Annotated in this window: 19 protein-coding genes and 1 pseudogene; 6 read left to right on the top strand and 14 right to left on the bottom strand. The window is 64.1% G+C overall.

What is annotated here, in order from left to right; genetic code table 11:
- Positions 1–95: 95 nt before the first annotated feature.
- Entirely contained in the window at positions 96–1,199 is a 1,104-nt protein-coding gene (locus tag E5E97_RS21000; RefSeq protein ID WP_171280993.1) for an anhydro-N-acetylmuramic acid kinase, read from the bottom strand.
- Positions 1,200–1,539: 340 nt separating this feature from the next.
- Positions 1,540–2,850, bottom strand: a complete 1,311-nt coding sequence (locus E5E97_RS20995) for a peptidoglycan DD-metalloendopeptidase family protein (RefSeq protein WP_065478772.1) — start codon at positions 2,848–2,850, stop codon at positions 1,540–1,542.
- Between the two features lie 114 nt (positions 2,851–2,964).
- On the opposite strand from E5E97_RS20995, the gene tyrS reads away from it, so the two are divergent.
- Positions 2,965–4,164, top strand: coding sequence for a tyrosine--tRNA ligase (tyrS, locus tag E5E97_RS20990; RefSeq protein ID WP_005303305.1), 1,200 nt, complete (start codon positions 2,965–2,967; stop codon positions 4,162–4,164).
- Between the two features lie 78 nt (positions 4,165–4,242).
- Here tyrS and ygjK read toward each other — a convergent pair whose 3' ends face one another.
- The 4 genes from ygjK to E5E97_RS20970 all read right to left on the bottom strand — a co-directional run bounded on the left by ygjK (position 4,243) and on the right by E5E97_RS20970 (position 9,739).
- Complete coding sequence (gene ygjK / locus E5E97_RS20985; protein WP_171280992.1) at positions 4,243–6,723, bottom strand: alpha-glucosidase; 2,481 nt, start codon at positions 6,721–6,723, stop codon at positions 4,243–4,245.
- 184 nt (positions 6,724–6,907) lie between these two features.
- Positions 6,908–7,720 carry an AraC family transcriptional regulator gene (locus E5E97_RS20980; protein WP_171280991.1) on the bottom strand — a complete coding sequence of 271 codons (813 nt, stop codon included), beginning with the start codon at positions 7,718–7,720 and terminating at the stop codon, positions 6,908–6,910.
- Positions 7,721–7,731: 11 nt separating this feature from the next.
- Positions 7,732–8,268, bottom strand: coding sequence for a YbhB/YbcL family Raf kinase inhibitor-like protein (locus E5E97_RS20975; RefSeq protein ID WP_171280990.1), 537 nt, complete (start codon positions 8,266–8,268; stop codon positions 7,732–7,734).
- 214 nt (positions 8,269–8,482) lie between these two features.
- Positions 8,483–9,739, bottom strand: a complete 1,257-nt coding sequence (locus tag E5E97_RS20970) for an adenylosuccinate synthetase (protein ID WP_005303296.1) — start codon at positions 9,737–9,739, stop codon at positions 8,483–8,485.
- A 187-nt stretch (positions 9,740–9,926) separates the two neighbouring features.
- Between E5E97_RS20970 and E5E97_RS20965 the strand changes: the two genes are divergently transcribed.
- Positions 9,927–10,835, top strand: coding sequence for a LysR family transcriptional regulator (locus E5E97_RS20965; protein ID WP_011706900.1), 909 nt, complete (start codon positions 9,927–9,929; stop codon positions 10,833–10,835).
- Between the two features lie 70 nt (positions 10,836–10,905).
- On the opposite strand, the gene E5E97_RS20960 is transcribed toward E5E97_RS20965, so the two are convergent.
- Both E5E97_RS20960 and E5E97_RS20955 read right to left on the bottom strand, forming a co-directional pair.
- Positions 10,906–12,294 (bottom strand): TAXI family TRAP transporter solute-binding subunit, encoded by a 1,389-nt coding sequence (locus E5E97_RS20960; protein WP_171280989.1) that lies wholly within the window; start codon positions 12,292–12,294, stop codon positions 10,906–10,908.
- Between the two features lie 262 nt (positions 12,295–12,556).
- Positions 12,557–13,693: a MalY/PatB family protein gene (locus E5E97_RS20955; RefSeq protein WP_171280988.1), complete on the bottom strand. Its 1,137-nt coding sequence runs from the start codon at positions 13,691–13,693 to the stop codon at positions 12,557–12,559.
- Positions 13,694–13,854: 161 nt separating this feature from the next.
- Here E5E97_RS20955 and E5E97_RS20950 point away from each other — a divergent pair, with 161 nt between their 5' ends.
- A complete protein-coding gene (locus tag E5E97_RS20950) occupies positions 13,855–15,027 on the top strand; it encodes an MFS transporter (protein WP_005303290.1) in 1,173 nt (390 codons plus the stop codon).
- 68 nt (positions 15,028–15,095) lie between these two features.
- Here the strand turns inward: E5E97_RS20950 and E5E97_RS20945 are convergent, their stop codons facing one another.
- Positions 15,096–15,980, bottom strand: coding sequence for a LysR family transcriptional regulator (locus E5E97_RS20945; RefSeq protein WP_171280987.1), 885 nt, complete (start codon positions 15,978–15,980; stop codon positions 15,096–15,098).
- Between the two features lie 99 nt (positions 15,981–16,079).
- Positions 16,080–16,853, bottom strand: a complete 774-nt coding sequence (locus E5E97_RS20940; RefSeq protein ID WP_171281254.1) for a YciK family oxidoreductase — start codon at positions 16,851–16,853, stop codon at positions 16,080–16,082.
- A 214-nt stretch (positions 16,854–17,067) separates the two neighbouring features.
- On the opposite strand from E5E97_RS20940, the gene sohB reads away from it, so the two are divergent.
- Positions 17,068–18,075: a protease SohB gene (sohB, locus tag E5E97_RS20935; protein ID WP_171280986.1), complete on the top strand. Its 1,008-nt coding sequence runs from the start codon at positions 17,068–17,070 to the stop codon at positions 18,073–18,075.
- 86 nt (positions 18,076–18,161) lie between these two features.
- Here the strand turns inward: sohB and astB are convergent, their stop codons facing one another.
- A complete protein-coding gene (gene astB, locus E5E97_RS20930; RefSeq protein ID WP_049047435.1) occupies positions 18,162–19,499 on the bottom strand; it encodes an N-succinylarginine dihydrolase in 1,338 nt (445 codons plus the stop codon).
- A gap of 361 nt (positions 19,500–19,860) precedes the next feature.
- On the opposite strand from astB, the gene topA reads away from it, so the two are divergent.
- Entirely contained in the window at positions 19,861–22,482 is a 2,622-nt protein-coding gene (gene topA / locus E5E97_RS20925) for a type I DNA topoisomerase (protein WP_171280985.1), read from the top strand.
- A gap of 114 nt (positions 22,483–22,596) precedes the next feature.
- A complete protein-coding gene (locus E5E97_RS20920; RefSeq protein ID WP_005303277.1) occupies positions 22,597–22,764 on the top strand; it encodes a hypothetical protein in 168 nt (55 codons plus the stop codon).
- A 15-nt stretch (positions 22,765–22,779) separates the two neighbouring features.
- Here the strand turns inward: E5E97_RS20920 and E5E97_RS20915 are convergent, their stop codons facing one another.
- The 3 genes and pseudogenes from E5E97_RS20915 to E5E97_RS20905 all read right to left on the bottom strand — a co-directional run bounded on the left by E5E97_RS20915 (position 22,780) and on the right by E5E97_RS20905 (position 26,841).
- Positions 22,780–23,136 (bottom strand): MGMT family protein, encoded by a 357-nt coding sequence (locus E5E97_RS20915; RefSeq protein WP_171280984.1) that lies wholly within the window; start codon positions 23,134–23,136, stop codon positions 22,780–22,782.
- A 67-nt stretch (positions 23,137–23,203) separates the two neighbouring features.
- Entirely contained in the window at positions 23,204–24,757 is a 1,554-nt protein-coding gene (locus E5E97_RS20910; protein ID WP_171280983.1) for a PAS domain-containing methyl-accepting chemotaxis protein, read from the bottom strand.
- Positions 24,758–24,973: 216 nt separating this feature from the next.
- A pseudogene (locus tag E5E97_RS20905) lies at positions 24,974–26,841 on the bottom strand (beta-N-acetylhexosaminidase).
- Positions 26,842–26,930 lie beyond the last annotated feature (89 nt).

The following is a 26,930-nucleotide window of genomic DNA, read 5'->3' as shown; positions in this document are numbered from 1 at the left end:
ACAGGCAGGAAATCAGGCAAGAAATAAAACCGCAGGGCCGTCGCGTGACGGCCCTGCTTTATTGGGTCTGGACCAGGCTTGGTTTCAGGCCTGGCTCAGGCGGGATAGAGGGCACCCAGCACGGCGGGGCGGCTGGCACCGGTGACGGCCGGCAGGTTGCCGGGTTGGCGGTGAATAAAGCGCTGCGCCAGCCAGGCAAACGCCGCGCCTTCCATCCAGTCGGGGGCGATTCCCAGCTCGGCGGTGTTGGCAATGCGCCAGCCGGGCAGCAGGCTGGCCAGCTCCGCCAGCAGCGGGGCGTTATGGGCGCCGCCGCCGCAGACATAGAGCTCGGGTCGGCTCTGCGCATCCGCCAGTGCGGGCAGCTGGCGGGCGATGCTGTGGCAGGTAAGCGCCTGCAGGGTGCGCTGCACATCCGCCGGGGCGTATGCGCTGCCTGCCAGCTCGCCATCGAGCCAGTCGAGGGTAAACATCTCTCGCCCGGTGCTCTTGGGGTGGGAGGCAGCAAAGTAGGGGTGAGCCAGCAGTTGCTCCAGCAGCTCGGGGATAAGCCTGCCGCTGGCCGCCCACTGGCCGCCGGCATCGTAACCGGCACCCTGGGGGTGATGGCGGCGATACCAGCCGTCGAGCAGGGTGTTGGCCGGGCCGGTATCGAAGCCATAGACGCCGTCCGCCTGGCCCGGCAGCACCGAGATATTGGCGATGCCGCCGAGGTTGAGCACCACCCGCAGGGCGCCGGGGCGCGCAAAGAAGGCCTGATGGAAGGCGGGCACCAGCGGCGCCCCCTGGCCGCCGAGGGCCATGTCCATGGTGCGAAAGTCGGCCACCACATCGATGCCGGTCAGCGCCGCCAGCAGGGCCGCGTTGCCGATCTGCAGGGTAAAGCCGAGCTGAGGGCGGTGGCGGATGGTCTGGCCGTGGCTGCCGAGGGCGCGAATATCCTTGGGCTCAAGCCCCGCCTTGGCCAGCAGGGCGTGGGTGGCGGCGGCAAACTCGCGGGCGACCAGGTTGTCGGCCACCCCCATGCGGTCGATCTCGTTGTCGCCCGGGGTGCAGAGGGCGTGCAGCTCGTGCGCAGTGGGCCAGGGGTGGCTGAGGGCCGCCTCGACCCGCAGTTCATCCCCCTCGATCAGCACCAGCACGGCGTCGATACCATCCATGCTGGTACCGGACATCAAGCCTATATAGCGTTCAGTCATGGGGTTTCCTTACTTGCAGGTCGGGAAAAAGTACGTGAGAGAGGAAGCGGCCCCAATCCCATGCCGTATTCTGGTACCTGACATCAAGCCTATATAGCGTTCAGTCATCAGGTTTCCTTACTTGCAGGGCGGGAAAACGTACGTGAGAGAGGGAGCGGCCTCGATCCCATGCCGTATTCTGGTACCGGACATCAAGCCTATATAGCGTTCAGTCATGGGGCATCCTTACTTGCAGGTCGGGAAAAAGTACGTGAGAGAGGGAGCGGCCTCGATTCCATGCCGTATTCTGGTACCCGGCATCAAGCCGATATAACGCTCGCTCATGACTGCTCCTTGTGGGTCAATTGCCGCCGTTGGCCCGCTTGTTCTGGGCCAACTGCAGCTCCGGGCTGTCCAGCTTGGCCAGCTGGGGCATGGCCTGCGCCTTGAAGTTGGCCAGCGCCCGTCCGCTCAGCGTCTCCGCCTGTGGCAGGTTGAGGGTGCGCGGGTTCTTGTGCACGCCGCCCACCACGAATTCATAGTGCAGGTGCGGCCCGGTGACCCGTCCGGTCCCCCCCAGATTGCCGATGGTCTGGCCCTGCTTCACGCGCTGCCCCTTGTTGACGGTGCGCTTGGAGAGGTGCAGGTACTTGGTCACGTAGTTGCCGGCGTGCTTGATGAAGACGTAGTTGCCGTTGAACTGGTTGTAGCCGGCGGCCACCACGCTGCCTGAGCCCGCCGCCATGATGGGGGTGCCCACCGGCGCCACGTAGTCGATGCCGTTGTGGGGGCGTACCTTGCCGGTGACCGGGTGCAGCCGGCGCGGATTGAAGTTGGAGCTGATGTATTTGAAGTTGACCGGCGCGCGCAGGAAGCTCTTGCGCATCGCCTTGCCATCCGGGGTGTAGTAGTTGCCGTCCTCGTTCAGCACGGCGCGATAGGTGGCACCCTGGTTGACGAACTCGGCGGCCAGGATGTCGCCGGAGGCAACCCGCTCGTCATCCTGATACTTCTCTTCGTAGACCACCCGGAAGCTGTCGCCCGGCTGCAGGTCCTGGGCGAAGTCGATGTCCCAGCCGAAGATGGCGGCCAAGTCCATGATCTGATCCTCGGTCATGCCGGCGTCGACGGCGGCGCCCCAGAAGCTGGAGCGGATCTCGCCCTTGGCCACCTGTTCGCGGGTGTCGAGTTCGAGCTTGACCGGTCTGGCCACGAAGCTGTCGGCCTTGCGGCTTACTTTCAGCGCTTGCTCCAGGCTGTGGGGGTAGTAGAGGCTGTGCAGCTCGCCGCCCTTGGTGAGCTTGAAGGTGAGCTCCTGGCCCGGCTTGAGCAGGCGCAGGGTATCCGTGCCCTCGAGCTGATCGATGAGGTGCAGATCCGTGGTGCTGAGGCCGAGGCGCTGGAAGATGACCCCCATGTTGTCACCGCTGCGTACCTTCACCTGCTTGGTGATGTAGCTCGGCTTGGGCGGGGCGACGGGCTTGGCTTCGGCCAGCAGCGCCTCCTCGTCGACCTGCTGCTCCATGGCCAGCTCGTTGCCGTTGTCATCGACCCGGGTGGCGACCGCCTGTTCGCTGGGCCAGGCCGCCAGCATCATCACCATGATGCTCAGGATCAGCACCATCTTGCGGTGCCAGTGAGGGAGAGAGTTGAAGGCGTGCCAAATGACCATGAGAAGCAGACGAAGTTGAGCCGGGAAGAATGTCGGAGTTTACCGCCTTTCCAATTGGCCCGCCATTCCAGTAATATGTCTGGCCCTGTGGAATCGTGATTGGAGAGTCAAAAAATGTCCCAGCTCGAGGTGGCGCTAGCCGAGATCAAGCGCGGAGCGGAAGAAATTCTGGTGGAAGAAGAACTGGTCGCCAAGTTGAAGGAAGGGCGCCCGCTGCGCATCAAGTTGGGGATGGACCCGACGGCTCCCGACATTCATCTGGGTCATACCGTGATCCTCAACAAGCTGAAGACCTTCCAGGATCTGGGCCATGAAGTGATCCTGCTGATCGGTGACTTCACCGCCATGGTGGGTGACCCCTCCGGCAAGAACGCCACCCGTCCGCCGCTCTCCGAAGAGGCCATCAAGCACAACGCCCTCACCTATGCCGAGCAGGCGTTCAAGATCCTCGATCCCGCCAAGACCCGCATCGAGTACAACTCGACCTGGCTGAGCGAGCTGGGCGCGACCGGCATGATCAAGCTGGCGGCCAAGCAGACCGTGGCCCGCATGATGGAGCGCGACGACTTCAAGAAGCGCTACAGCAACGGCCAGTCCATCGCCATTCACGAATTCCTCTATCCGCTGCTGCAAGGCTATGACTCGGTCGCGCTGAAGGCGGACGTTGAGCTCGGCGGTACCGATCAGAAGTTCAACCTGCTGATGGGTCGCGAGCTGCAAAAAGATGCCGGCATGGCGACCCAGTGCGTGCTGATGATGCCGCTCTTGGTGGGCCTGGACGGCGTCAAGAAGATGTCCAAGTCCGCTGCCAACTACATCGGCGTACACGACGCCCCGGGCGAGATGTTCGGCAAGATCATGTCCATCACCGACGATCTGATGTGGAACTACTACGAGCTGCTCTCCTTCCGTCCGCTGGCTGAAATTGAAGAGTTCAAGGCGGGCATTGCCGCCGGCACCCTCAACCCGCGTGACGTGAAGATCTGGCTGGCCAAAGAGATCATCGCCCGTTATCACGACGAGGCGGCGGCTGAAGCGGCCCACGAAGATTTCACCCAGCGCTTCTCCAAGAACGCCATTCCGGACGAAATGCCGGAAGTCGAGCTGGCACTGGAAGGCGAAGGGCTGGCCATTGCCAACCTGCTCAAAGACGCCGATCTGGTGGCCACCACCTCCGAAGCGCTGCGGATGATCAAGCAGGGCGCGGTGAAGGTTGATGGCGAGAAGCTGGACGATGGCAAGGCACTCATCGGTGCCGGTACCGCCGTCTACCAGGTCGGCAAGCGCAAGTTTGCCCGGGTGACCGTCAAGTAAGTCGCCACCTTTGGCGCCGCCATAAGAAAGGCCTCCCTTGCGGAGGCCTTTTTGTTGGCTCATTTCTGCTGATAGGGATCAGCCCTCTGTTTTCAGAAAGTTGCGATAGAGCATGTAGAGGTGGGCCGAGCTCCAGCTGAAGTTGCTGGCCCCCTGCATGGCGCCGGTCTCCGGGTTGTAGTTCTCGCGGATGGGGCCGCTGCCCGCCAGCCCCTCGGCGTTGGCAAACAGCTTGTTGACGAGCTGTTGGGCATCGCTGCGATAGCCGTAGTTCTCCAGCCCCTTCACCTCGAAGTAGAACTGATCCAGCCAGACCCGGCCGCGCCAGTAGATGTCGGGATCATAGGCCGGGTTGGTCAGCGCCGCCGTGCCGAGCGGCACCTTGGTGTTGAACTCCTTGGCATTGAGCATCACCTCGCGCACCCGCGCCGCTTTTTCTTTGTCCGCCACCTCGGCCCAGAGCGGGCTCCACCCTTCCGGGCCACGGCCGCGGGCGGTCAACAGCTTGCCTACGCAGCCGTTGGCGTCCGGCAGATCCCCCTGGGCTATCTGGCGGTCGTAATAGAAGCCGGAGGCCTCATCGAACAGGCAGCTGTTGATATAGCCGGCCAGCTGGGTCGCCCCTTCGCGATAGCGGCTCGCCTCGTCCGGCTTGCCGAGCAGTTCGGCCATGTCGGCCAGGATGCGTTTCTCCTTGGCGAGGAAGGCGTTGAGCTCCACCGACTCCTGATCGATGGAGAAGCCGATGAGGCTGCCGTCGTCCTGATGGTTTTCGAAGAAGAAGACGTTCCAGTCCTGGCGCGCCTTGGCCATGTCGCCGCCATAGGTCTTGTCGGCATAGCGCTTGAGCTGGTCCGGCTCGATAAAGCCGAAGCGGGCGGCGTTGTCCATGCCGGACTCCCAGCCGGCCCCGTGCTGGGCGCCGATATCCATGTCGGCGTAGCCGCCAACGCTCAATACCTGCTGATAGAGCGCCATGCCGGCGCAGCCATACCAGCCATCTCCCTCATCGGTACAGCTCGACAGCTCCAGCCCGACCGGTGCCCCCGTCGGGTACTGCACCTTGAAGGTGATGTTGCCGAATTCGTCGTTGTGCTCGACGTGGCGGGTGGCGCCATATTCGATGATGCCGTTGCGGTTGTTGTCCCGCGCCCGATACCACCAATCGTGATAGGCCTGGATCTTCGGATACATCTCGGCGATGAAGGCCTTGTCCTGGGTGGCGCTGTAGATCTCCCAGATGGCCCAGGCGGAGAGGGGCGGCTTGGTATCGCGCTCGTTCCAGTTGCCACCGTCGCCACCGCGATCGGCGAGCTTGTTGTAGAAGACGGCGTCGATCACCATGCCGGCATCCTGCGGCCGGACCGGGTCATCGGCCTGGATCTGGTAGTCATACATGGCGCGCACGTTGTTCTTGGCTACCTCGGGGTTGAAGTGGGCCATGGCGTAGGCGTGCTTCCAGCTGTCCCAGGCCCAGACCCCGTCGAACCAGCGGGCGGTGTTGGAGGGGGTCACCCCGTCGTGCAGGATGGCGCCGGCGGGGGAGCGCCAGTTGCCATTGAGGGTCTCCATCGCCTTGACCGCGATGCGCCGCTCCGATTCCGGGATCCCCTGATTGGAGAGGCCGCGCGCCAGGTAATCCTCCCAGCGGCGGATGGAGTTGTCGAAATGGCTGGCGGGATCGGCCAGCAGCGCCTGGCGGCTCTGCTCGAAACGACTCGCTTCAGCACTGCTGTGGACATAGCTCTGCAGGGTGTAGATATCCTGCTGGCCCTTGGCGGCCAGGGTGAGGCTGGCCTCGCTCACGTAGCCGAGCCCCTGCTCGTCGAGGGTGGTGCGACTGGGCAGGGTGCGATCGATGCGGTAGCTGGCGCTGCCGCTCTGCATGATGTTCCAGGTGCTGCGCAGTTTGCCGAACTGGAATGCCACGCCGCGCTCGGTCTGGCTGATGGTGCGGGTCCAGGCGGGGTACTGCTCGGCGACCGTCTTGTTGGCATCCCACTGGTTGAGCAGCTCCCCCTGCCAGTTGAGCTTGAGGGTGAGGGGGGCGTCAGTGTGGTTGATGAGGCGGGTGCGAACCAGCGCAGTGCGGGCATCGCCATAGCGCAGCTCCAGCTCCAGGGTGAAGGGGTCAAATTCGAAGCGCTGCACCAGCGCCCCCGGGATGGCGTACAGCGCCTGCTTGCTGGCGCTGGTGAGCGGGAAGGCGCGGCCGCTCTCGTCGCTCAGGGTCAGCTTGTCCAATTCGCTGGCGAAGAACAGGCTGTACTCCTCGGCGATGACCATGGGGCCGGTAAAGCCACCCCACTCGCAGTCGCTGGCGGGCAGCAGGAAGCCGTGCCAGGCGCCGAGATCGAGCAGCGGGTTGTATTTGAGGTTGGCGTAGCTGTCAAAGTCACGGAACTGGAGCGGGGTGCCGCTGCGGTCGATCACGTTCTGATACTGGTTCGCCAGGGTGGCGCTGGGGGTGGCCGGGCTGCTGGAGTCATTGCCGTTGCAGGCAGTGAGGCCGAACAGGGCGACGCTCAGGGTGACGGGTAGTAAACTTTTACGAAACATCTCTCGCTCCAATGACAGTTTTTGTAGGTTAAGGAAGGTGTTTTTTAGTGTTTGTTTTAGTGAAAGCGTTTGCGAGAGCCATTATAGGGTGATTTTGACGGGATTATTGGCGCTGCGTCACAGTGCCGGAGGGGCTGGTGTGAGCCGGATCACCCGGTTACACGAGGTTACATAGTTCGATATTTTAGTAACTGTTTACTTGTCTGGCGGCAGTCAGCGAGAGGGAGGAGGGGCAGGTACGCAGGTATTGATAGGGGGTCAGGCCGAACTCCTGCTTGAAGCGGGCGGCAAAGCGGCTGGGGGAGTCGTAGCCACAGGCGAGGGCCGTCTCCAGCGGCGCCAGCCCCTGCTGTAGCAGGGTGAGGGCGTGGCTCATGCGCACCTGGGTTAGCAGCTGGCGAAAGCTGCGCCCCTCGGCGGCCAGCTTGCGCGCCATGGAGGCGCGGCTCATGGCGAAGTGCGGTGCGACCCCCTCCAGTGTGTGATCGGCGCCCGGCTCCACCCCAAGGTAGCGGGCCAGCCGCTCGCCGAGGGTCATGGTGTGGGCGGGAAACAGCAGGTCGAGCCCGCCGGCGGCCTGCAGCTCGGCATAGAAGCCCTGCAGCAGCTGGGCCTGGGTGGCCTCATGGAGTCGCCGATCCGCCATGGAGCAGACCAGCTCGAAACAGAAGGCCAGCGCCGGACTGACTGTCAGGCGCGGCTCCCTGAGCGGGCCGGCCTGGGCGGCGCTGAGCCATTCGACGGGGGGCGGGGTCAGCAGGGTCAGCGCGCGGGAGCGAAACTTGCCCTGCTCCGGCTGGTTGACGAAGGTGAGCTGGTGACCGGCCGGGATCAGCAGCCAGCTCGCCTGATCGAACGCCAGGCGCTTCTCCTGCCACCACAACTGCTTGTGACCCTGCTCCACCCAGATGATGGTGGGGGCGTAGATGAGCACCCGGTGCAGCGGCTGCTGGCGGATCCCGAGATAGTGGTGCAGTTGCAGCAGCGGCGTGCTCATCCGGCTGGCTCCTAGGGGGTGACGAAGGTGGCGGTCAGGGTGGCCTTGCCAAGGACCATGCTGTTGAGCATGTAGCCTACCATGGCGGGCGGGGTGTCTGCCTTCACCTCCAGGGGCTGGGGCAGGGCCCAGGCGGTGAACTGGTAGCGGTGCATGCCGTGGCCGGCGGGCGGGCAGGGGCCGCCGTAGCCCTGGCTGCCGAAGTCGGTCTTGAGCTCCAGCCCCTGCTTGAGCTTGCCGGAGGCATTGCTCGGCAGCTCGCTCTGACTGGCCGGCAGGTTCACTACCAGCCAGTGCCACCAGCCGCTGCCGGTGGGCGCGTCGGGGTCATAGGCGGTGATGGCGACGCTCTTGGTGCCGGCCGGCAGGTCCTTCCAGCTCAGCTGGGGCGAGCGGTTGTCACCGCTGCAGCCAAAGCCGTTGAAGCTGAAGGCCTTGTCCATCAGCTGGCCTTCGTGGATGTCGCTGCTCTTTAGGGTCATGGCACTGGCGGGCAGGGCCGCCACGCACAGCAGGGAGAGCAGGGTGGTACGCTTGGCAATCTTCATGGTGAGGCTCCTCGGTGGATGATGGGATCAGTCTAGCGAAGAGGGGGAGAAGGTGAGTGACTCAACCGCTCAAAGTGGCCGTCTTGCTGCCATGATATGAGTCTTTACGTTGATCTTTAATGAGGGCGGTGAAAGAGATGTGGTGCGCCCGGGCATAAAAAAACCGGCATCCTGGATGCCGGTTTTTTACTGTGCTGACAGCTGATCGCGCGACTTAGCGCAGGATCATCTCGTCACGGCCCGGGCCGACGGAGACCATCGGCACCGGTACGCCCAGCAGCTCTTCGATGCGCAGTACGTACTGCTGAGCCGCTTTGGGCAGCTCGGCGAAGGTACGGCAGCCGGTGATGTCTTCGCTCCAGCTTTCCATCACTTCGTAAACCGGCTTCAGACCGGCAGTTTGCGGCCAGATCGGGTTCTCGGTGTGGGCACCTTCGTAGGCGACGCAGATCTTCAGATCCGGCAGACCGGTCAGGCAGTCCAGCTTGGTCAGCGCCACTTCGTTGGCAGCCTGCAGCTCGACACCGTTCTTGGTGGCGACGGCATCGAAGTAGCCGACATCGCGGGGACGGCCGGTGGTGGCGCCGAACTCGTTGGCGATCTTGCGGAACTCGTCCTGGTTCTCCATGGCGGTCAGCAGGGTGCCGGTACCGACGGAGGTGCTGAACGCCTTGGCGACGGCGATGACGCGCTCGGGACGCAGACCCGGCAGGCCGCCACCGATGCCGGCATAGGCGCCGGACACGTGGGAGGAGGTCACCCAGGGGTATTCGCCGTAGATCAGGTCACGGCCGGCGCCCAGCTGGGCTTCGAACAGCAGGGTCTTGCCTTCGGCCTGCAGCGCTTTGAGCGGCATGCTGACGTTGCAGACGGAGTCGATCCAGGGGGCGGACACTTCCAGCAGCCAGTCGGCCATCTCCTGAGCGGTCTGGTTGAATTCGAAGGTCGGGTAGAGCGCTTTGAGCTGCGGCAGTTTCCAGTCGAGGAAGAATTGAATGCGCTCGACCAGTACTTCCGGCTGCTTCAGCCAGCCCACCAGGATCGCTTTCTTCATGACGCGATCGCCATAGGCGGGAGCGATGCCCTGACGGGTGGAGCCGTAGGCACCGTCGCCCAGGCGCTGCTCTTCCAGGGTATCTTCCATGGCGTGCAGCGGCAGGCAAAGGGTGGCGCGATCAGAGATGGCCAGCTTGGGAGTGACGCCGGAGGCTTTCACTTCGTCCAGCTCGACGGTCAGTTTCTCGGGGCTGATCACCATGCCAGGGCCGAGCACGACCAGGCAATCCGGGTTGAACACACCGCTCGGAACCTGGTGCAGCTTGAAGGTGCCAAGGTCGTTGACGACGGTATGGCCGGCGTTGTTGCCGCCCTGGAAGCGAATGCTGGCGCCTGCTTGGCCTGCCAGATAATCCACGATGCGGCCTTTGCCTTCATCACCCCAGTTGGCACCTACGACTACGATAGACGACATGACTCTTTCTCCTAAGACGTTAGGCGATCATCCTAGGAGGCTCAGGAGGATTAGAAAAATTAATTATCTTTATAATTCCGATAAGAGAGTCATATAATTGCGGTGAATTTATCGGCAAACCGCCCCGCCGCCGTGCCAACATCCCCCTTAGGGGCCCGTGCGGCCGTGGCGGTACAAGAGGATCCCCATGCTGGATATTCACTGGCTGCACACCTTCGTCACCCTGGCCCGGCTGCAGCACTTCGGCCAGACCGCCACCGAACTGCACATGACCCAGCCCAATGTGAGCCTGCACCTCAAGAATCTGGAGCAGGCGACCCGGGTCAAACTCATCGAGCGCAGCCCGTTTCGGCTGACCCAGGCCGGCGAGCGGCTGCTGCAAAGTGCCGAACGCGCCATCGCCGAGCTGCAGCTCTGCCAGTCCGATCTCAACGCCCTCAACCAGTTGAGTCAGGGAACGCTGGCCATCGCCGCCAGCGACATCATCTCGCGCCTGTTGCTCATTCAGCCCTTTCAGCGCTTCAAGCAGGAGTTCCCCGGCATCGACCTCACCCTGTTCAACACCACCTCGGATCAGGCGGCTGAGCTGGTCAAGGCGGGCAAGGCGGATCTGGGCTTCGTGATGGCGCAAAAGCGCAGCGAGCCGTTGTTCTACACCGAGTTGCAGCAGGTGACCTGGTGCGCGCTGGGCCACGGTCTCGCTCGCTGGCAGGCGCGGGCAAAGGCGGGGGAGAGCGATCCCCTCGACGAGCCGACCCTGATCCTGCTGGGCCACGACACCCGTACCCGGGCGCTCATTGACCCCTCTTTGCCGCTGCTCGGTCTGCCCAGCTGCCGCATCATGGAAGTAGGCAGCGTGGACGCCCAGCTCGACTGGGCCGAGGCGGGTTTCGGGGTGGCCATAGTGCCGGACTTTTCCATTCACCCGCGGCTCAAGCTGACCGCCCCGGTGACCCGGCTCACCGATTTCCCCGGCACCAGCTTAGGGTACGTGGTGCGCCAGAACCAGGTGCTGTCGCGCGCCATCAAGCAACTGCTGCACTGGGTGGAGCAGGAGATCCAGCGCCCGCAGCCGTTGCCGGACGCCAGGGCTTGAGCCCACCCAATATCGAAACAAAAAGAGGCCACCCTTGGGTGGCCTCTGTCGTTGTGGCTGTTTGGCGGCCTTACTTGGCTGGCACGCCGTCCCCGGTCGGTGAGGCGGCGCTTGGTGTGGCCGGTGCCGGTGCTGTTGATGCCGGTTCGGCGGGGGCCGGCGAGGCGGGTTGTTCCCCGCTCATCACGGCAGAGGGGCTGGGTGCGGCCGTGCCCGTCAGCGTGCCGCCCTGCTCCACGGCGGCCCCTTCGAGCACGCTACTCGCACTCGGCTCAGTGGCGACGGCTGCCGAGGGGGTCGGCAGCAGGGCGCCAGGGGTCTGCCCGGACGAGGTGGCGGGCGTACCTTCCGGGGAGGGGGCGCCCGTCTCGCCGGCGGGTTGTGCCGCGTCCTCACCGGCGGGGTGTTCCACTTCGGTGGGCTGCGCCGCTGAGGTTGCCAGGGCTTCCGAGGCCGCCGGAGCCGGGTTCAGGGCTTCGGGCAGCAGGGCGGGCGGGGCATCCGCCATGCCGGCGTGGCGCGGTACTTCCGCCTCGCCCTGCATCCCCTCCAGGGTGAGGGCGGTGAGAGCCGGATGGAGGCGGGTGAACTGCTTGAGTCGCCCGCTCAGCACGTCGCGCACGGTGCGCACCTCGCCCTCCGGCAGGCTGGCCAGCGCCACCAGCTCGGCGGTGACGGCGAAGGTGTTGACGCCGCTGGGCTGGCCCGGGTAGAGGTTGGCGCCGATGCGGCTGCGCTGATAGTAGGGATGCTGTTTGAGCAGCGCGTCGACCTGCTCCCCTTCGATGGGGATGAGGCGCGCCTTGCAGCGACCGGTGAGATCGCCAATGGCCTGGTTGGGGTGGCCCGCCACCACGAAGGCGGCGTCCAGGGTGCCGTCACAGAGCCCCTCCAGCCGGTTGTTGGCCGCGGCGGGGATGACGGGGGCAAAGCTCTTGGCCTGCCAGCCCATGGCATCGAGCAGGGCCTGGCTGGTGATGTGCTCGCCGGAGCCCGGGTTGCCCAGATCGACCCGTTTGCCCTCGATGTCGGCCAGGGTGTTGATGTTGCTGTTGGCGCTGGCGAGCAGGGTCAGCGACTCCTGATGAAGCCGATAGAGGCTGCGCAGCTGGTCGTCGGGCGCCTGACCCATGAAGGGGCCGGTGCTGTGGGCGGCGTGGTGCACCACATCGGACTGCACCAGCGCCAGCTGCACTTTCCCTTGATGCAGGGCCTTCAGGTTGGCAAGGGAGCCGGAGGTGCTCTGCACCGAGCAGTGCAGGCCATGGCTGGCCGTCTCTTCATTGAGCAGCCGGCAAATGGCGCCACCGGTCGGGTAGTAGACGCCGTTGAGCGGCCCAGTACCGATGGTGAGATAGGCAGGCGTGGCTGCCTGCAGGGGCAGCGCCAGGGCCGCTGCCAGCCAGGGCAGGGTGCGGCGAAGCAGAGTCGGCAGAGGGTGCAAGGCTGGTTGGGGCATAGTGAACCGGATCAATGGCTGATAAAAGGGATGGGCTGGCCCATCCCGGTTGGCATTCGGCCGCGCCAGCTGCTGGCGGCGGCACTGCACCGTATTCGGCGCCATCGACATCCCGGGTTGCGGGGCCGTGGCGGCATGTTGCGAAAATATACCCTATTGCGATCGGATACGGATCTGGCTGACTTCAATATATTGCGGGGCCGGCTGCTGCCGGCCCCGCCACTGCCCATATGGTGAGGCCATGGAGGGAGAAAACGCGTGATCAGCGCGCCAGAATGGCCTTCTCCATGCGGGCCAGCGCCTCGACGAGGCGGGCCCGGGTGCAGCCGAAGTTGAGCCGCACGAACTGGCCGTCACCAAACTGGGCACCGGGGGAGAGCCCCACCCCGGCCTGCTCGAAGAAGGCGATGGGGTCGTCCAGCCCGAGTGCGCTCATGTCGATCCAGGCCAGGTAGGTGGCCTGGTGGCGCGCCAGCTTGATGCCGGGCCAGCGGGCGACCGCCTGCTCGATCAGGGCCAGGTTGGCGGCCAGGTAGTCGAGCTGTTCGCTGAGCCACTGCTCGCCGCCTTCGTAGGCCGCCTCTGCCGCCACGAAGCCCAGCAGGTTGACGTCGGCACTGATGCCGCGCATCGCCTGCTGCAGCTTGAGGCGCAGACGGGCATTGGGCACCACCGCGAAGGAGCAGCAGAGCCCGGCGATGTTGAAGGTCTTGCTCGGGGCCATCATCACTGCCGAGCGCTCGGCCGCCGCCGGGCTGATGGCGCCGTAGGGGATGTGGCGGGCGTCCTTGTCCAGCAGCAGGTCGCAGTGAATTTCATCGGAGCAGATCACCAGATTGTGGCGCTCGGCGATGGCGTCGATGGCCAGCAGCTCCTCGCGGGTGAACACGGTGCCGCCCGGGTTGTGCGGGTTGCACAGCAGCAGTAGATCCGCCGCCGGCGCCTGGCGCTCCAGCTCCTCGATATCCAGTACCCAGCGACCGGCCTCTTCCACCATGGGCACGGTGAGCAGCGGCCGGTCGTTGAAGCCCGGCGCCTGCAGGAAGGGGTAGTAGACTGGCTTGGGGGTGATGATGCCACGGCCGTGCTGGCTCCAGGCCTTGCAGGCGAGGTTGAGACCGGGCACCACTCCGGGCAGGAAGACGATCCACTCGGGCTGGATGGTCCAGCCATAGCGGCTGGCCAGCCGCGCGATGATGAGTTCGATCAGCCGGGGAGAGGGACGCGAGTAGCCGAAGATGCCGTGGGCGACCCGCGCAGTGAGGGCCTCGATGACGGCAGGGGGGGAGACGAAGTCAGTGTCGGCAACCCACATGGGCAGCACGTCCTGTTCCTTGTACTTGTCCCATTTCAGGCTCATGGTGCCGCTGCGATCTATTTCCCGGTCAAAATCAAACATGTGAAATCCTTATGCTGGCCAGTGGGCTTTCACTGTACGGGGTCGGGGACGGGGTCGCAAGCCTTGAGGTGGCTCTTGATAATGACATAAAATAAGCGACGCCATTTCATGCACTTGCCGAATTTTGGCCAGTTTTCTTCCCTCCAATCAGTGGTAATTCTATGCGCTTGCTGACCGCCGCTCGCAACAGGACGGACCCCGTCTCTCTCTCTTTTCTGGCCGTGACCTTTATGACCGGGGTGGCGGTGGCACTGCAGGTGCCCACCTTGAGCCTGTTCCTGGCCGAGGAGGTGCAGGTGCGTCCCTTCCTGGTGGGGCTCTTCTATACCGTCAACGCGGTGATCGGCATCCTGATCAGCCAGTGGCTCGGCCATCGCTCCGACAACAAGGGGGATCGCAAGCGGCTGATCCTGCGCTGCTGCTTCGCCGGCGTGGTGCTCTCCCTGCTGTTTGCCTGGAACCGGCAGTACTGGCTGCTGGTGAGCCTGGGGGTGTTGCTGGCAAGCCTGGCGGCGACCGCCAGCCCCCAGCTGTTCGCGCTGGCGCGGGAATACGCCGACAGCCGCAACAAGCGGGCCGACATGTTCAGCTCGGTGCTGCGGGCCCAGTTCTCGCTGGCCTGGGTGATCGGGCCGCCCATCGCCTTTGCGCTGGCCATCGGTTATGGCTTCGAGGTGATGTACCTCGCTTCCGCAGTGGCCTATCTGCTCTGCGCCTTCGTGGTGTGGCGCTGGCTGCCCTCGTTGCCGCTGCCGGTGATGGATAGCGAGGTGGAGCGGGTCAGCAGCTGGCGGGATCCGTCGGTGCGGGCGCTCTTCATCGCCTCCACCCTGATGTGGACCTGCAACAGCATGTACCTCATCAACATGCCGCTCTACATTACCCGCGAACTGGGGCTGGAGGAGAAGCTGGCCGGGGTGCTGATGGGCACGGCGGCGGCCCTCGAGATCCCCTTCATGCTGCTGGCGGGCCACTACACCCAGCGTTTTGGCAAGCGCCCCATGATGCTGCTGGCTGTGCTGGCCGGGGTCGGCTTCTACGTGGGGCTGGTGACCCTGTCGAGCCAGCATGCCCTGATTGCGCTGCAACTGCTCAACGCCATCTTCATCGGCATCGTCGCCGGCATCGGCATGTCCTATTTCCAGGACCTGATGCCGGGTCGCGCCGGGGTGGCGACCACCCTGTTCGCCAACAGCATCCGCACCGGCTCCATCATGGCGGGGGCGATAGCGGGGACTGTGGCGGAGATCTGGAGTTTCCACGGGGTCTTCATGGTGGCCATGGGCCTGGCGCTACTGGCATTGGCCGCCTGCTGGCGGGTGCCGAACGTCTGAAACTGGAGGGGTTGAGCGGGCGAGCCGGTCGGCCCCGCCTCAATGTCTGATGGCGGCGGGGAGGCGCTCTAGCGGTCGTTGTCGTTCTGGTATTCGTTGCGCAGGCAGCGCAGCAGCAGCTCGGTGGCCGGGCCCAGCGCATCGGCCGACGGAGTCAGCAGATAGGTATAGAGATGGCGCTCGTTGCCGCTCGCCAGATCCAGCGGTACCAGGGAGCCGCTTGTCAGCTCTTCCTGCACCAGGTGGCGCGGCAGCCAGGCGTAGCCGAGGCCGAGCTTGAGCATGGCGATCACCTCGTGGTAGTGGGTTGCCTTCCAGCCGGTGTCGTCCGCGTCGTTCCAGTCCACCGAGCGGTGAATGGGGGGATGCAGGCTGATCTGGTTGTGGCTGGCCAGCTCCTCGGCGGCGATGGCGCCGCCCTGGGTGGCGAGCGGGTGCTCGGCCGAGCAGAGCGGCAGCAGGCACACCTCGTCCAGCGGCAGGCCGGTGCGATCGTGAGGCAGATGCTCGGAGAGCATCAGATCCCCCACCTGCAGGGCGTTGAAGTGGCAGTGGATGCGCTCGTGCAGATTGACCCGGCAACCCCGGCTGCGGGGATAGAAGTGGGCCAGCGCCCGATAGAGTCGCTCGCGCGGTTGCAGTACCGACACATAGAGGTTGATCTGCGGCTCCCACTGCCGCTCCAGGTTGTTGGCCAGGTTCTCCAGCTCTTCCACCTGCTGGCTGAGCTGACGGGCCCGCTTGAGGAAGATCTCCCCCGCCGGCGTCAATACCGCCTTGCGCCCTCTCACCTCCAGCAGAGCCACACCCAGACTCTGCTGCAGCTTGGCTACCGCATGATTGAGAGAGGATTGGCTCTTGTTCAGCGCCTCGGCGGCCTGGGCGTAGCCGCCACAGTCCACCACGGCCTGAAAGATCCGCCATTGCTCAAACGTGCTCTTGGGACGAAACATATCTCAACCTGATAAGGGAGCGGATGTTGCAACAGGGTGCCGACGGCACCCTATTGAATGTAACCCCATGCGGCGCAGGGTTGCGGTTATTTTGTTGATTTATTTGGGCTGGGCCACAAAGGTCTGGCCGGTTTTGCCCCGGCTGTCCGCGCCCATCAGATAGAGATAGAGCGGCATCAGGTCGGCGGGGGTCTTGAGGTTCATCGGATCTTCGGCCGGGAAGGCGCTGGCCCGCATCTTGGTGCGGGTGCCGCCCGGGTTGAGGGTGTTGACCCGCACGCCGGTATTTTCAAGTTCGTCCGCCAGCACTTCCATCATCCCTTCGATGGCGAACTTGGAGATGGCATAGGTACCCCAGTAGGCGCGGCCCTTGCGGCCCACACTGGAGGAGGTGTAGACGATGGAGGCATCGCCCTGCTCCTTGGCGGTCTGACGGATGAGCGGCAGCAGCGCCTGGGTCAGCAGGAATTCCGATTTGACGTTGACCTGCATCACCTCGTCCCACTCCTGCTCCTGGATGTGTTCGAACGGTGACAGGGTGCCGAGCAGGCCGGCGTTGAACAGCACGCCGTCGAGGCGGCCGAACTGCTGGGCGAAGGTCTCGGCCATGCCAAGGTAGTGGCTCTTGGTCGCCCCTTTCAGATCCACCGGCACGATGGCGGGCAGCGGGTGGCCGGCGGCCTCGATCTGGTCGTAGACCGCCTCCAGCTTGGCGCTGGTGCGGCCGAGCAGGATCACGGTGGCGCCGTGGGCCGCATAGGTGAGCGCCGCTTCGCGGCCGATGCCGTCACCGGCACCCGTGACCAGAATGACCTTGTCCTTGAGCAGATCCCGGGGGCCTGATAGTTGAACATGACAACTCCTGTTAACAATTCGTGGCAGATGCGCGCGGCAAATAGAGGGGCAAGTGTACTGATCCCGCACGGCGTTTGACCAGTATGAGATGGCAAAAATGTGAATAAATCAGAGGGGTTGTGATTGTCGATTGGCATTTTTGACGGGTTGACGCAGAGTTTTTGCGCACACCGGGCAAACTCCCTAGAATGTGAAAAAATCGTCCCCCCGGGGCACACCAGTGGAGCATCAAGTGGCATTTTTGACCGAATACGGCCTGTTCCTGGCCAAGACCCTCACCCTACTGCTCGCCATCGGCGCCGTCATCCTGATGGTGGTGAGCAGCCGTCAGCCCAAATCCCGCAAGGGGGAGCTGGTGGTGACCGATCTCTCCAGCGAGCTGGAGCAGGGACGTCACCAGTTGCAGGCTGCGCTGGCCGGCAAGGCGGAGCGCAAGCAGCTGGAGAAGGCGCGCAAGGCCGAGCACAAGGTGCGGGCCAAGAGCGAAGATGCGCGCAGCCGGCTGTTCGTCATCGATTTTCACGGCAGCATGGATGCCAAGGAGGTGGCCTCCTTGCGTGAAGAGGTGAGCGCCGTGATAGGGGTGGCCCAGCCGGGGGACGAAGTGCTGCTGCGGCTCGAATCCGGCGGCGGCGTGGTGCACGGCTACGGCCTAGCTGCCTCCCAGCTGCAGCGGCTGCGGGATCGTGACATCAAGCTGACGGTGGCCATCGACAAGGTGGCAGCGAGCGGCGGCTACATGATGGCGTGCGTGGCGGATCAGATCCTGGCGGCGCCGTTCGCCATCGTCGGCTCCATCGGGGTGATCGCCCAGCTGCCGAACTTCAACAAGCTGCTCAAAAAGCACGACATCGAGTTCGAGATGCACACCGCCGGTCAGTACAAGCGCACCATCACCATGTTCGGCGAGAACGACGAGCAGGGGCGCGAGAAGTTTCGCGAAGAGCTGGGCGCCATCCACGAGCGCTTCAAGGCATTCGTGGCCGAGCACAGACCCAACCTCGACATCGCCAGCGTCACTACCGGCGAACACTGGCTGGCGAGCCAGGCCAAGCAGCTCGGGCTGGTGGACAGCCTCTGCACCAGCGATGACTATCTGCTGGCCCAGGCCAGCCAGCACAAGGTGGTCGGCATTCGCTACAGCAAGCCAAAAAGCCTGACCCAGAAGCTCGGCCAGCAGGCCGCCGTGGCGCTGGAGTCCGGTCTTGGTCGGCTGTGGCAGCAGAGCCCCTGGCGCTGAGTCACGGCAACGTAAAACCCAATAAAAAAAGCCGGGCACTTGCCCGGCTTTTTCATTGCATCGGCGCTGCAGGCCGATGGTGCGTCTCAGCGCTGGAACGGGTAGACGGAGCCGAGTTTGAGGATCTGGGTCAGCTCGTCCAGCGCGGTGCGGGACTCCATGACCAGCGCCGGATCCCGCAGGTCGTCCAGTGCCAGGCTGTCGCGGTAGTGACGATCGACCCAGCCATCGAGGCGGGCAAACTGGCTGTCGCTGATGAGGCAGGCCGGGTTGACCGCGGCGAGCTCGGTGTCGTTCATCGCCACTCTCAGCCGCAGACAGGCGGGGCCGCCGCCGTTGCGCATGCTCTGCTTAACATCCATGTAGTGCACCCCCTTGATCGGGGTCCCCAGGGTCACCAGCTTGGCCAGATAGGCCGATACCGCCGGGTTGTCGCGACATTCGGTGGGGGCGATGATCGCCATCTCGCCGGAAGGCAGGGTGAGGATCTGGGTGTTGAACAGATAGGACTTCACCGCATCCTGCACCGACACCTCGGCAGTCGGCACCTCGATAAAGTGCAGCTCGCCGTCGCCGAACTTGGTGCGCACCTCGGCCAGCGCCGAGGCGGTGTTGAGGAACGCCTGCTGGTGGAAGAACAGCACGTTCTGGTTGCCCACCGCGATCACGTCGTTGTGGAACACCCCCTGATCGATGACGTCCGGGTTCTGCTGGATGAACACCGCGCTCTCATCCCCCAGGCCGTGCAGGCGGGCGATGGCCTGGCTCGCTTCCAGGGTCTGGCGGGCCGGGTAGCGTTTGGGGGCGGGCTGGGAGACGTCGAAGGCGCTGCGGCCATAGACGAACAACTCGACCCCGGATTCGCCATAGGCACGGCACAGCCGGGTGTGGTTGGCGGCCCCTTCGTCACCGAAGTGGTCGTTCTCCGGCAAGTGCTGGTGGTGATAGAAGTGGCGGTCGTTGTTGAACACGGCGCGCAGGATGCGGCCGGTCACCTCGGGTTCGAGGGAGCGGTGAAACTTGTTGGTCAGGTTGGCGGGGGTGAAGTGGATGCGGCCATCCTGGGTATCGGCACTCGGGGAGACGGTGGCGGCGTTGGCGGTCCACATGCTGGAGGCCGAATAGCAGGCGGCCAGCACGGCGGGTGCCTGCTTGGCGGCCTGGGCCAGCACGCTGGCATCGTTGCCGGTGAAGCCCAGGCGGCGCAGGGTGGCGAGATCCGGTCGCTCCTGCGGGGCCAGCACTCCCTGGGTCATGCCGAGCTCGGTCAGTGCCTTCATCTTGCGCAGACCCTGCTTGGCCGCCTCCTTCGGATTGGACGCCTCCTTGGCATTGTTCTGGGAGGCGACGTTGCCATAGGACAAGCCGGCATAGTTGTGAGTCGGGCCGACCAGGCCGTCGAAGTTGACCTCGAAGTGCTTCATTGAGTACATCCTTTCGATTTTTATATGGGTAGCGGTTCCTTCCGCGCACAATGCTGCGGGATGCAGCCATTATAAGGAGATTTTGTCTTTTGTAACAAGCTGATAACGAAACTGGTTTGTTATGTTACAAGAGCGGTTGGTTATGTCGTTTCAAATATAAAAAGAGGGTGGATATAGCATAAAAATAAAAAAGCGGTTGCTTCCCGCGGCTCGGCTTCGCATTAATAAATAAAGAAACAAAGTGGTTCGGGCTGCCGGGCAAATTTGCTCACAAGATTGCTTTTTCCCGTCAAATCTCTTATACAGCCCCACAAAACCGCACACCAACCCCGTCGGGTGCAATGAGGATAATAGTTACAGCATGGGCAAATCACTGGTCATAGTGGAGTCTCCGGCCAAGGCCAAGACCATCAACAAATATTTGGGCAAGGACTACGTGGTGAAATCCAGCGTCGGTCACGTGCGCGATCTGCCCACCAGCGGCAGCGCCAGCAACGAGCCCAAAAAACCTGTCATTCGCGGCATCAAGCTGAGCGAAGCAGAGAAGGCTGCCAAGGATCGCAATGCCCTGTTCTCACGGATGGGGATCAATCCGACCGCAGGCTGGCAGGCCAACTACCAGATTTTGCCCGGCAAGGAAAAAGTGGTCAGCGAGTTGCAGAGTCTGGCCGAGAAGGCCGACACCATCTATCTCGCAACCGACTTGGATAGAGAGGGAGAAGCGATCGCCTGGCACCTGCGCGAGATCATCGGCGGCGACGACAGCCGCTACAAGCGCGTGGTGTTCAACGAGATCACCAAGACCGCCATCCAGGAGGCGTTTGCCCAGCCATCCGAGCTGAACATTCACCGCGTCAATGCCCAGCAGGCCCGTCGTTTCCTCGACCGGGTGGTGGGCTACATGGTCTCCCCGCTGCTGTGGAAGAAGCTGGCCCGCGGCCTCTCCGCCGGTCGGGTACAGTCCGTCGCGGTGCGTCTCATCGTCGATAAAGAGCGCGAGATCAAGGCGTTCGTGCCGGTCGAGTTCTGGGATCTCAACGCCGATCTGCTGACCGCCGAGAAGAGCGATCTGCGGATGGAAGTGGTCAGCCGCAACGGTGCCGACTTCAAGCCGGTGACCCAGGCCGAGACCTTCGCCGCCGTGGCCGCCCTGGAAGGGGTCGACTACAAGGTGGTGAACCGGGAAGACAAGCCGACCGGCTCCAAGCCGTCCGCCCCCTTCATCACTTCTACCCTGCAGCAGGCGGCCTCCACCCGGCTGAGCTTCGGGGTCAAGAAGACCATGATGATGGCCCAGCGTCTCTATGAAGCGGGTTACATCACCTATATGCGTACCGACTCCACCAACCTCAGCAAAGAGGCGGTCGAGGCGGTGCGGGAATACATCGGCGAGCAGTATGGCGCCGCCTACCTGCCGAGCGATCCAAACCTGTACGGTGCCAAGGCCAATGCCCAAGAGGCCCACGAGGCGATCCGTCCCTCCAGCGTGCTGGTGACCGCCGAGATGCTGGAAGGGATGGAGCCGGACGCCATGCGGCTCTATGACCTCATCTGGCGTCAGTTTGTCGCCTGTCAGATGACGCCGGCCCAGTACGACTCCTCCACCCTGACCGTCAAGGCGGGCGAGTTCGAGCTCAAGGCGCGCGGTCGCACCCTGCGCTTCGCCGGTTGGACCAAGGCGCTGCCGCCCATGGGCCGCAAGGGCGAAGACAGCCAGTTGCCGGCGGTGACCGTCGGCGAGATCCTCAAACTCGTCAAGCTGGATCCGCGCCAGCACTTCACCAAGCCGCCCGCCCGCTTCACCGAAGCGGCGCTGGTACGCGAGCTGGAGAAGCGCGGCATCGGCCGTCCGTCTACCTACGCTTCCATCATCTCCACCATCGTCGATCGTGGCTATGTGCGGGTCGAGAGCCGTCGTTTCTTCGCCGAGAAGATGGGTGAGATCGTCACCGACCGTCTGGTCGAGAACTTCGTCGAGCTGATGAACTACGAGTTCACCGCCAAGATGGAAGACAAGCTCGATGGCATCGCCGAAGGGAGCCTGGAGTGGAAGAAAGTGCTGGACGCCTTCTACGCCGAGTTCACCCAGGAGCTGGAGAAAGCGGACAAGGCGCCGGAAGAGGGGGGCATGCGTGCCAACCAGATGGTGCTGACCGACATCGACTGCCCGGATTGCGGCCGCAAGATGGGCATCCGTACCGCCACCACCGGGGTGTTCCTCGGCTGTTCCGGCTACGCCCTGCCGCCCAAAGAGCGCTGCAAGAAGACCATCAACCTGGTCTCCGCCGACGAGTTCGTTTCTGCCACCGACGGTGAAGAGGCCGAGACCGAGGCGCTGCGTGCCAAGCACCGCTGCACCATTTGTGGCACCGCCATGGATGCCTACATCATCGACGACAGCCGCAAGCTGCACGTCTGTGGTCGCAACCCGGATTGCGATGGCTACGAAATCGAAAAAGGCCAGTTCAAGCTCAAGGGCTACGAAGGGCCGAGCATCGAGTGTGACCGCTGCGGCTCCGAGATGCAGCTCAAGAACGGCCGCTTCGGCAAGTACATGGGTTGCACCAACGACACCTGCAAGAACACCCGCAAGATCCTGAAAAACGGTGATATCGCGCCGCCGAAGGAAGACCCGGTCCCGCTGCCGGAGCTCAAGTGCACCCAGTCCGACGCCCACTTCGTGCTGCGTGACGGGGCGGCCGGCCTGTTCCTGGCTGCCAGCAACTTCCCGAAATCCCGCGAGACTCGTGCGCCACTGGTGGAAGAGCTCAAGCGCTTCAAGGAGCGTCTGTCGCCCAAGCACCAGTATCTGGCCGATGCCCCGGCGTCAGATCCTGACGGAAACCCCGCCATCGTGCGCTTCAGTCGCAAGACCAAGGAGCAGTACGTGATGACCGAGGTCAACGGCAAGGCGACCGGCTGGACGGCGCACTACGACAACGGCAAGTGGCAGGAGAGCCTGGCCAAGTCGAAGAAGGCGTGATTGCGCGCAGTTCACACTCTGATGAAAGAGGCCCCTTGCAGGGGCCTTTTTGTTTTCGGATGGCGGTATACTGAAACCGCTGCAAGGATGGCAGCGCTGGACACGGAGGTTGTGATGGAGATTAACGAGATCCGGCCGGGAATGACCTGTCTGACCCGGGAAGGAACCGCCTATGTGCTGGAAGTAGACAAGCAGAGTCTGCTGGTGCTGTTGCAGCGGGAGTACGAAACCATCCCGGTGCAGGTGCGCAGCGACGAGATCCTGGCCCCCATCACCCGGTGAGGCGGGCCGCCATCGTCAAAAGGGCAGGAGAAACAGCAGCTCGGCGAGGTCGGGCTGCCACTGCCACTCCCGCATCCTGACCCGCCCGCCAATCACGGGCACCCCCTCTTCCTGCAGCAATCCCGCCTGTCTGTCAAAGCCTGCCGACCCCTTGGGCAGTGAAATGGTGCCCGCCGCGCCCAGTACCCGGTGCCAGGGCAGCACCTTGTCGGTCTCCCGCAGTACCTTGCCCACCAGCCTGGCCCGACCGGGCAACCCTGCCAGATCGGCCACCTGGCCGTAACTCACCACGCGACCGGCCGGGATCAGGGCAAGGATCGCCTCGATGTGGGCAACCTTGTTCAGCGGGGCAGGGGTCGATTCCATTCTCATCCGGATCACTCGTCAATAACGACAGAAGCGCCATTGTGGCGCTTCTGTCGGGTGGCTGGCAAATGGGTTAGCCGAAGGTCTGGCTGAGCCCTTTGAGCTGCTTGGCCCGCTCCAGCAGCTCCTGACTGGAGTCGTCGACCTCCTGCATCTTCTGGCTGTTGGCGTGGGAGTACTCGGAGATCTGGTTGATGCTGCGGCTGATGTCCTCCACCACCGTCTGCTGCTGCTCGGCGGCGGCGGCGATCTGGGTGGAGAACTCGGTGACCAGCTCGATCTCCTGCAGCACGGTATGCAGGCTGCTGGAACCCTGGCGGGTCATCTCGGCGCATTCGCGGGTCTGCTGCAGGTTCTCCTGCATCATCCCCTTCCAGCGGCCCAGGGTGTGCTGGATCTGCTGGATGCTGCCCTGGATCTGCTCGGTCGCCTTGTGGGTGCGGGTCGACAGGGTACGCACCTCGTCGGCCACCACCGCAAAGCCGCGCCCCTGCTCGCCGGCCCGGGCCGCCTCGATGGCGGCGTTGAGCGCCAGCAGGTTGGTCTGGTCGGCGATGCCCTGGATCTCCCCCATCACGCTGCCGATCCGCTCCGACTCGCTGGCCAGCTCCACCGCCGAGTGGAAGGCCTGCTCCGCCTGTCTGGCGAGTTGCTCGATACGCTGCTCGGTCTGGGCCAGCTGCTTGTCCGTGTGCTGGCAGCGGCTGCGGGCCTCGCTGACCTGGCCGTTGGAGTCCTGGATGTTGCGGGCAATCTCGTGGGCCGTGCTGGCCATCTGGGTCATGGCGGCGGCCATCTGCTGGGTCTGGGCATCCTGCTCGTTGATGTCGAGGCAGGCCTGATGGGAGGCCTGTTTCAGGTTGGTAGCCAGGGTCTGCAAGGGATTGGTCGCATCGTTGACCCGACCCAGCACGGTGCGGATGCGGGCCTGCAGCATCTTGATGTGAAAATCGGCGATGGCGCCGGGGCCGTCACCGGAGTAGACCAGCCGGGTCAGACTGTCGTATTCGCGGCCCAGCTGCTGCAGATAGAGCGGCAGGGCGAAGAGCTCGCGCCAGTAGGCGCCGCCGATGAGCAGCAGGGGCAGCAGCATCAGCAGGGCGGCCATCGGGCCCTGACTGCTGGCGGCCCAGCCCAGCAGGCCGAGCAGCAACAGCGCGAGCAGCGGCAGACGGGCGCGGGCGAGGGAGGGGAGGCGGCTGCTGGTGCCGCGCTCCGCCTTGAGCAGGGCCTGGTAGGTCTGGCTGGCGATGCGCTTGAGCTGGGGATCCGGCTTGCAGCGTACCGACTGGTAGCCGCTGATCCGGTTGCCCTCGTAGATGGGGGTCACATAGGCATCGACCCAGTAGTAGCGGCCATCCTTGCAGCGGTTCTTCACCATGCCGCGCCAGGGTTTGCCCTCCTTGAGGCGGGCCCAGAGATCGGCGAAGGCGGCCTTGGGCATGTCGGGGTGGCGTACCAGGTTGTGATTGTGGCCGACCAGCTCCTCGACGGGGTAGCCGGCGATGCGGCAGAAGGCGGGGTTGGCGTAGGTGATCACCCCGCGCAGATCCGTGGTGGAAACCAGTTGTTCGTCGGCAGGAAACTCCACTTCGCTGTCCAGGGTATGGACGTCTCTGCGGGCCATAGGAATACGCTCCGATGTTCTTGTTGATAACTTTGTCGTTGTTATTGTGGCAGATCTGGAGGTGGCTGCAGGCTCGCGCCAGCAGGCGGCAGACCGGCTTCATAGGGGGCTGAATTTTGCCAACAATGGCGGATGAATGGTAGGGGCAAGTTGATGTTTTGTTGGCGAATCGTAAAAAAAAGGCGGCCATCGGGCCGCCAAGGAAAAAAGATAACACTACCTCTGTGGTACCCGGTAACGCACCTGAAGCTGGTCGAGGATCTGCAGCTGGCCCGGCAGACGGGCGGCGAAGTGCTCCCACGCCTTGCGGGCGGGGTCGCTCCAGGCCACCTCGGCGGTCGCCAGCATGCGCGGGAACAACATATAGTCGAGGCGATCGCGAGAGGTGATCAGCTCCGACCATAAGGGGCTCAGCACCCCCAGGATGTTATCGTTGGCATGGAAATCGGCTGGGGCCGGGTCACATGCGTAGACCTGCGCCAGATTGAGGGTGCCCGCCCAGTAGAGGCCGGGTTCATGGATGTCCTGGCTCCAGGCGAGATCCAGATAGAGGTGCTGGGCCGGTGCCATCACCACCGGATAGCCCGCCGTCGCCGCATCGAGTCCGGCCTGGAAGCTGGTCCAGGCGAAGATGGTGGCGTCCCGGCTCACCTTGTCGCCGTGCAATATCTCCTCCCAACCCAGCATCCGCTTGCCCTTGCCGGCCAGGTACTGCTGGCAGTGGCGCAGCAGGTGGCCCTGCAGCTCGCGGCAATCCTGATACCCCTGCTGCTTCATCAGCTGCTGGCAGGCGGGGCTGTCGGTCCAGACCCCGGCGGGTACCTCGTCCCCCCCATGTGCACCAGCGGCCCCGGGAACAGTTCGCACACCTCGTCCATCACGGCTTCCAGGAAGCGGTAGGTGCCGGGCAGCGCCGGGTTGAGCACGTTGTCGTCAAAATATTGCACCGACAGGTAGCGGGAGCGGTCGGCCTCCTCCACCAGCAGCTCGGGCAGCGCCTTGATGGCGGCGTGGCAGTGACCCGGGATGTCTATTTCCGGAATGATGGTGATGCCGAGCCCGGCGCCGTAGGCCACCAGCTCGCGCACCTCGCTCTGGGTGTAGTAGCCGCCGTAGGGCTCGGGGCCACCGCTCAGCTGGGGCCCCACCGGCAGGGCGTGGCCGCGCCAGGCGGCCAGCTCGGTCAGCTGGGGGAAGGCCTTGATCTCGAGTCGCCACCCCTCGTCATCGGTCAGGTGCCAGTGGAAGCGGTTGAACTTGTAGAGGCTCATCAGCTTGAGCAGGCGCTTGAGGGTGGCGAGGGAGTGAAAGTGGCGGGCACAGTCGAGAAAAATGCCGCGAAAACCGAAGCGCGGTGCATCGCTGAGCTCGATGCAGGGCAAGCTCTCGCCGTGCTGCAGATACCACTGGGCCAGGCTGACGAGGCCGTGGCGCCAGCCTGCCTCGCCGCTGGCGGCAATCACTATCTCCTCCGGGGTGATGGTCAGCCGGTAGGCCTCCGGGCCCAGCCCGCTTTCAACCAGCCGGATCTCGGCGTCGTGATCCTGCGCCAGCGCGAGCCCGGTCAGTTCGTTGAAGTGGGCCAGCAGCGGGCCGAGCAGGGGGCTCGGGCCGCTGACGTGGGCGCGCTCCGCCAGCCGGAAGTTGCCCTCTAGCAGCAACAGCCGATCCGGCTGGGGCACGATGCCGGCGAGGGGCTCCACCTCGGGCAGATCCGGCGCCGCAGCGGCGGATTGCGGCAGGCCCAGCTCCTCGCCGGTCAGCGCCACCGGCATCAGCTGGGGGCCGCCGCTGGCCTGGGGCAGGCTCAGAAAGAAGCCGCGCGGCATGTCGGAGAGGCGCTTGATGGGGGTGTTGCGACAGCAGAAGCACAGCTCGCTGGCCCCCGTTTGCGGGATCAAGACCTTGTAGCTGCCGCTCTGGCGCTCCAGCTCCCCCCCCTCTACCGAGCCGGGGTCGATGTGGCGGGCCAGGCAGAAGTGGAGTTTCCAGGGGGCATCCGGCAGCTGGCTCAGGCTGAAACGAAACCAGACGTCATCGCCGTCGCGTCGGTCGACCTGGGTGTGGATCAGGGGTGCAGACATGAAAATTCCTCTGATGGAGTGAAGGGGACGAACAGCCAGACAGCGTCCTTGTGGTATTGGTCAACCCCGGCCGGGAGCCGCAGGGCTGA

The sequence above is a fragment of the Aeromonas sp. 2692-1 genome, assembly GCF_013085505.1.
Taxonomy (GTDB): Bacteria; Pseudomonadota; Gammaproteobacteria; order Enterobacterales; family Aeromonadaceae; genus Aeromonas; species Aeromonas hydrophila.
Note: the sequence above shows the minus strand (reverse complement) of the source record. Positions and strands in the feature narration are given on the sequence as shown.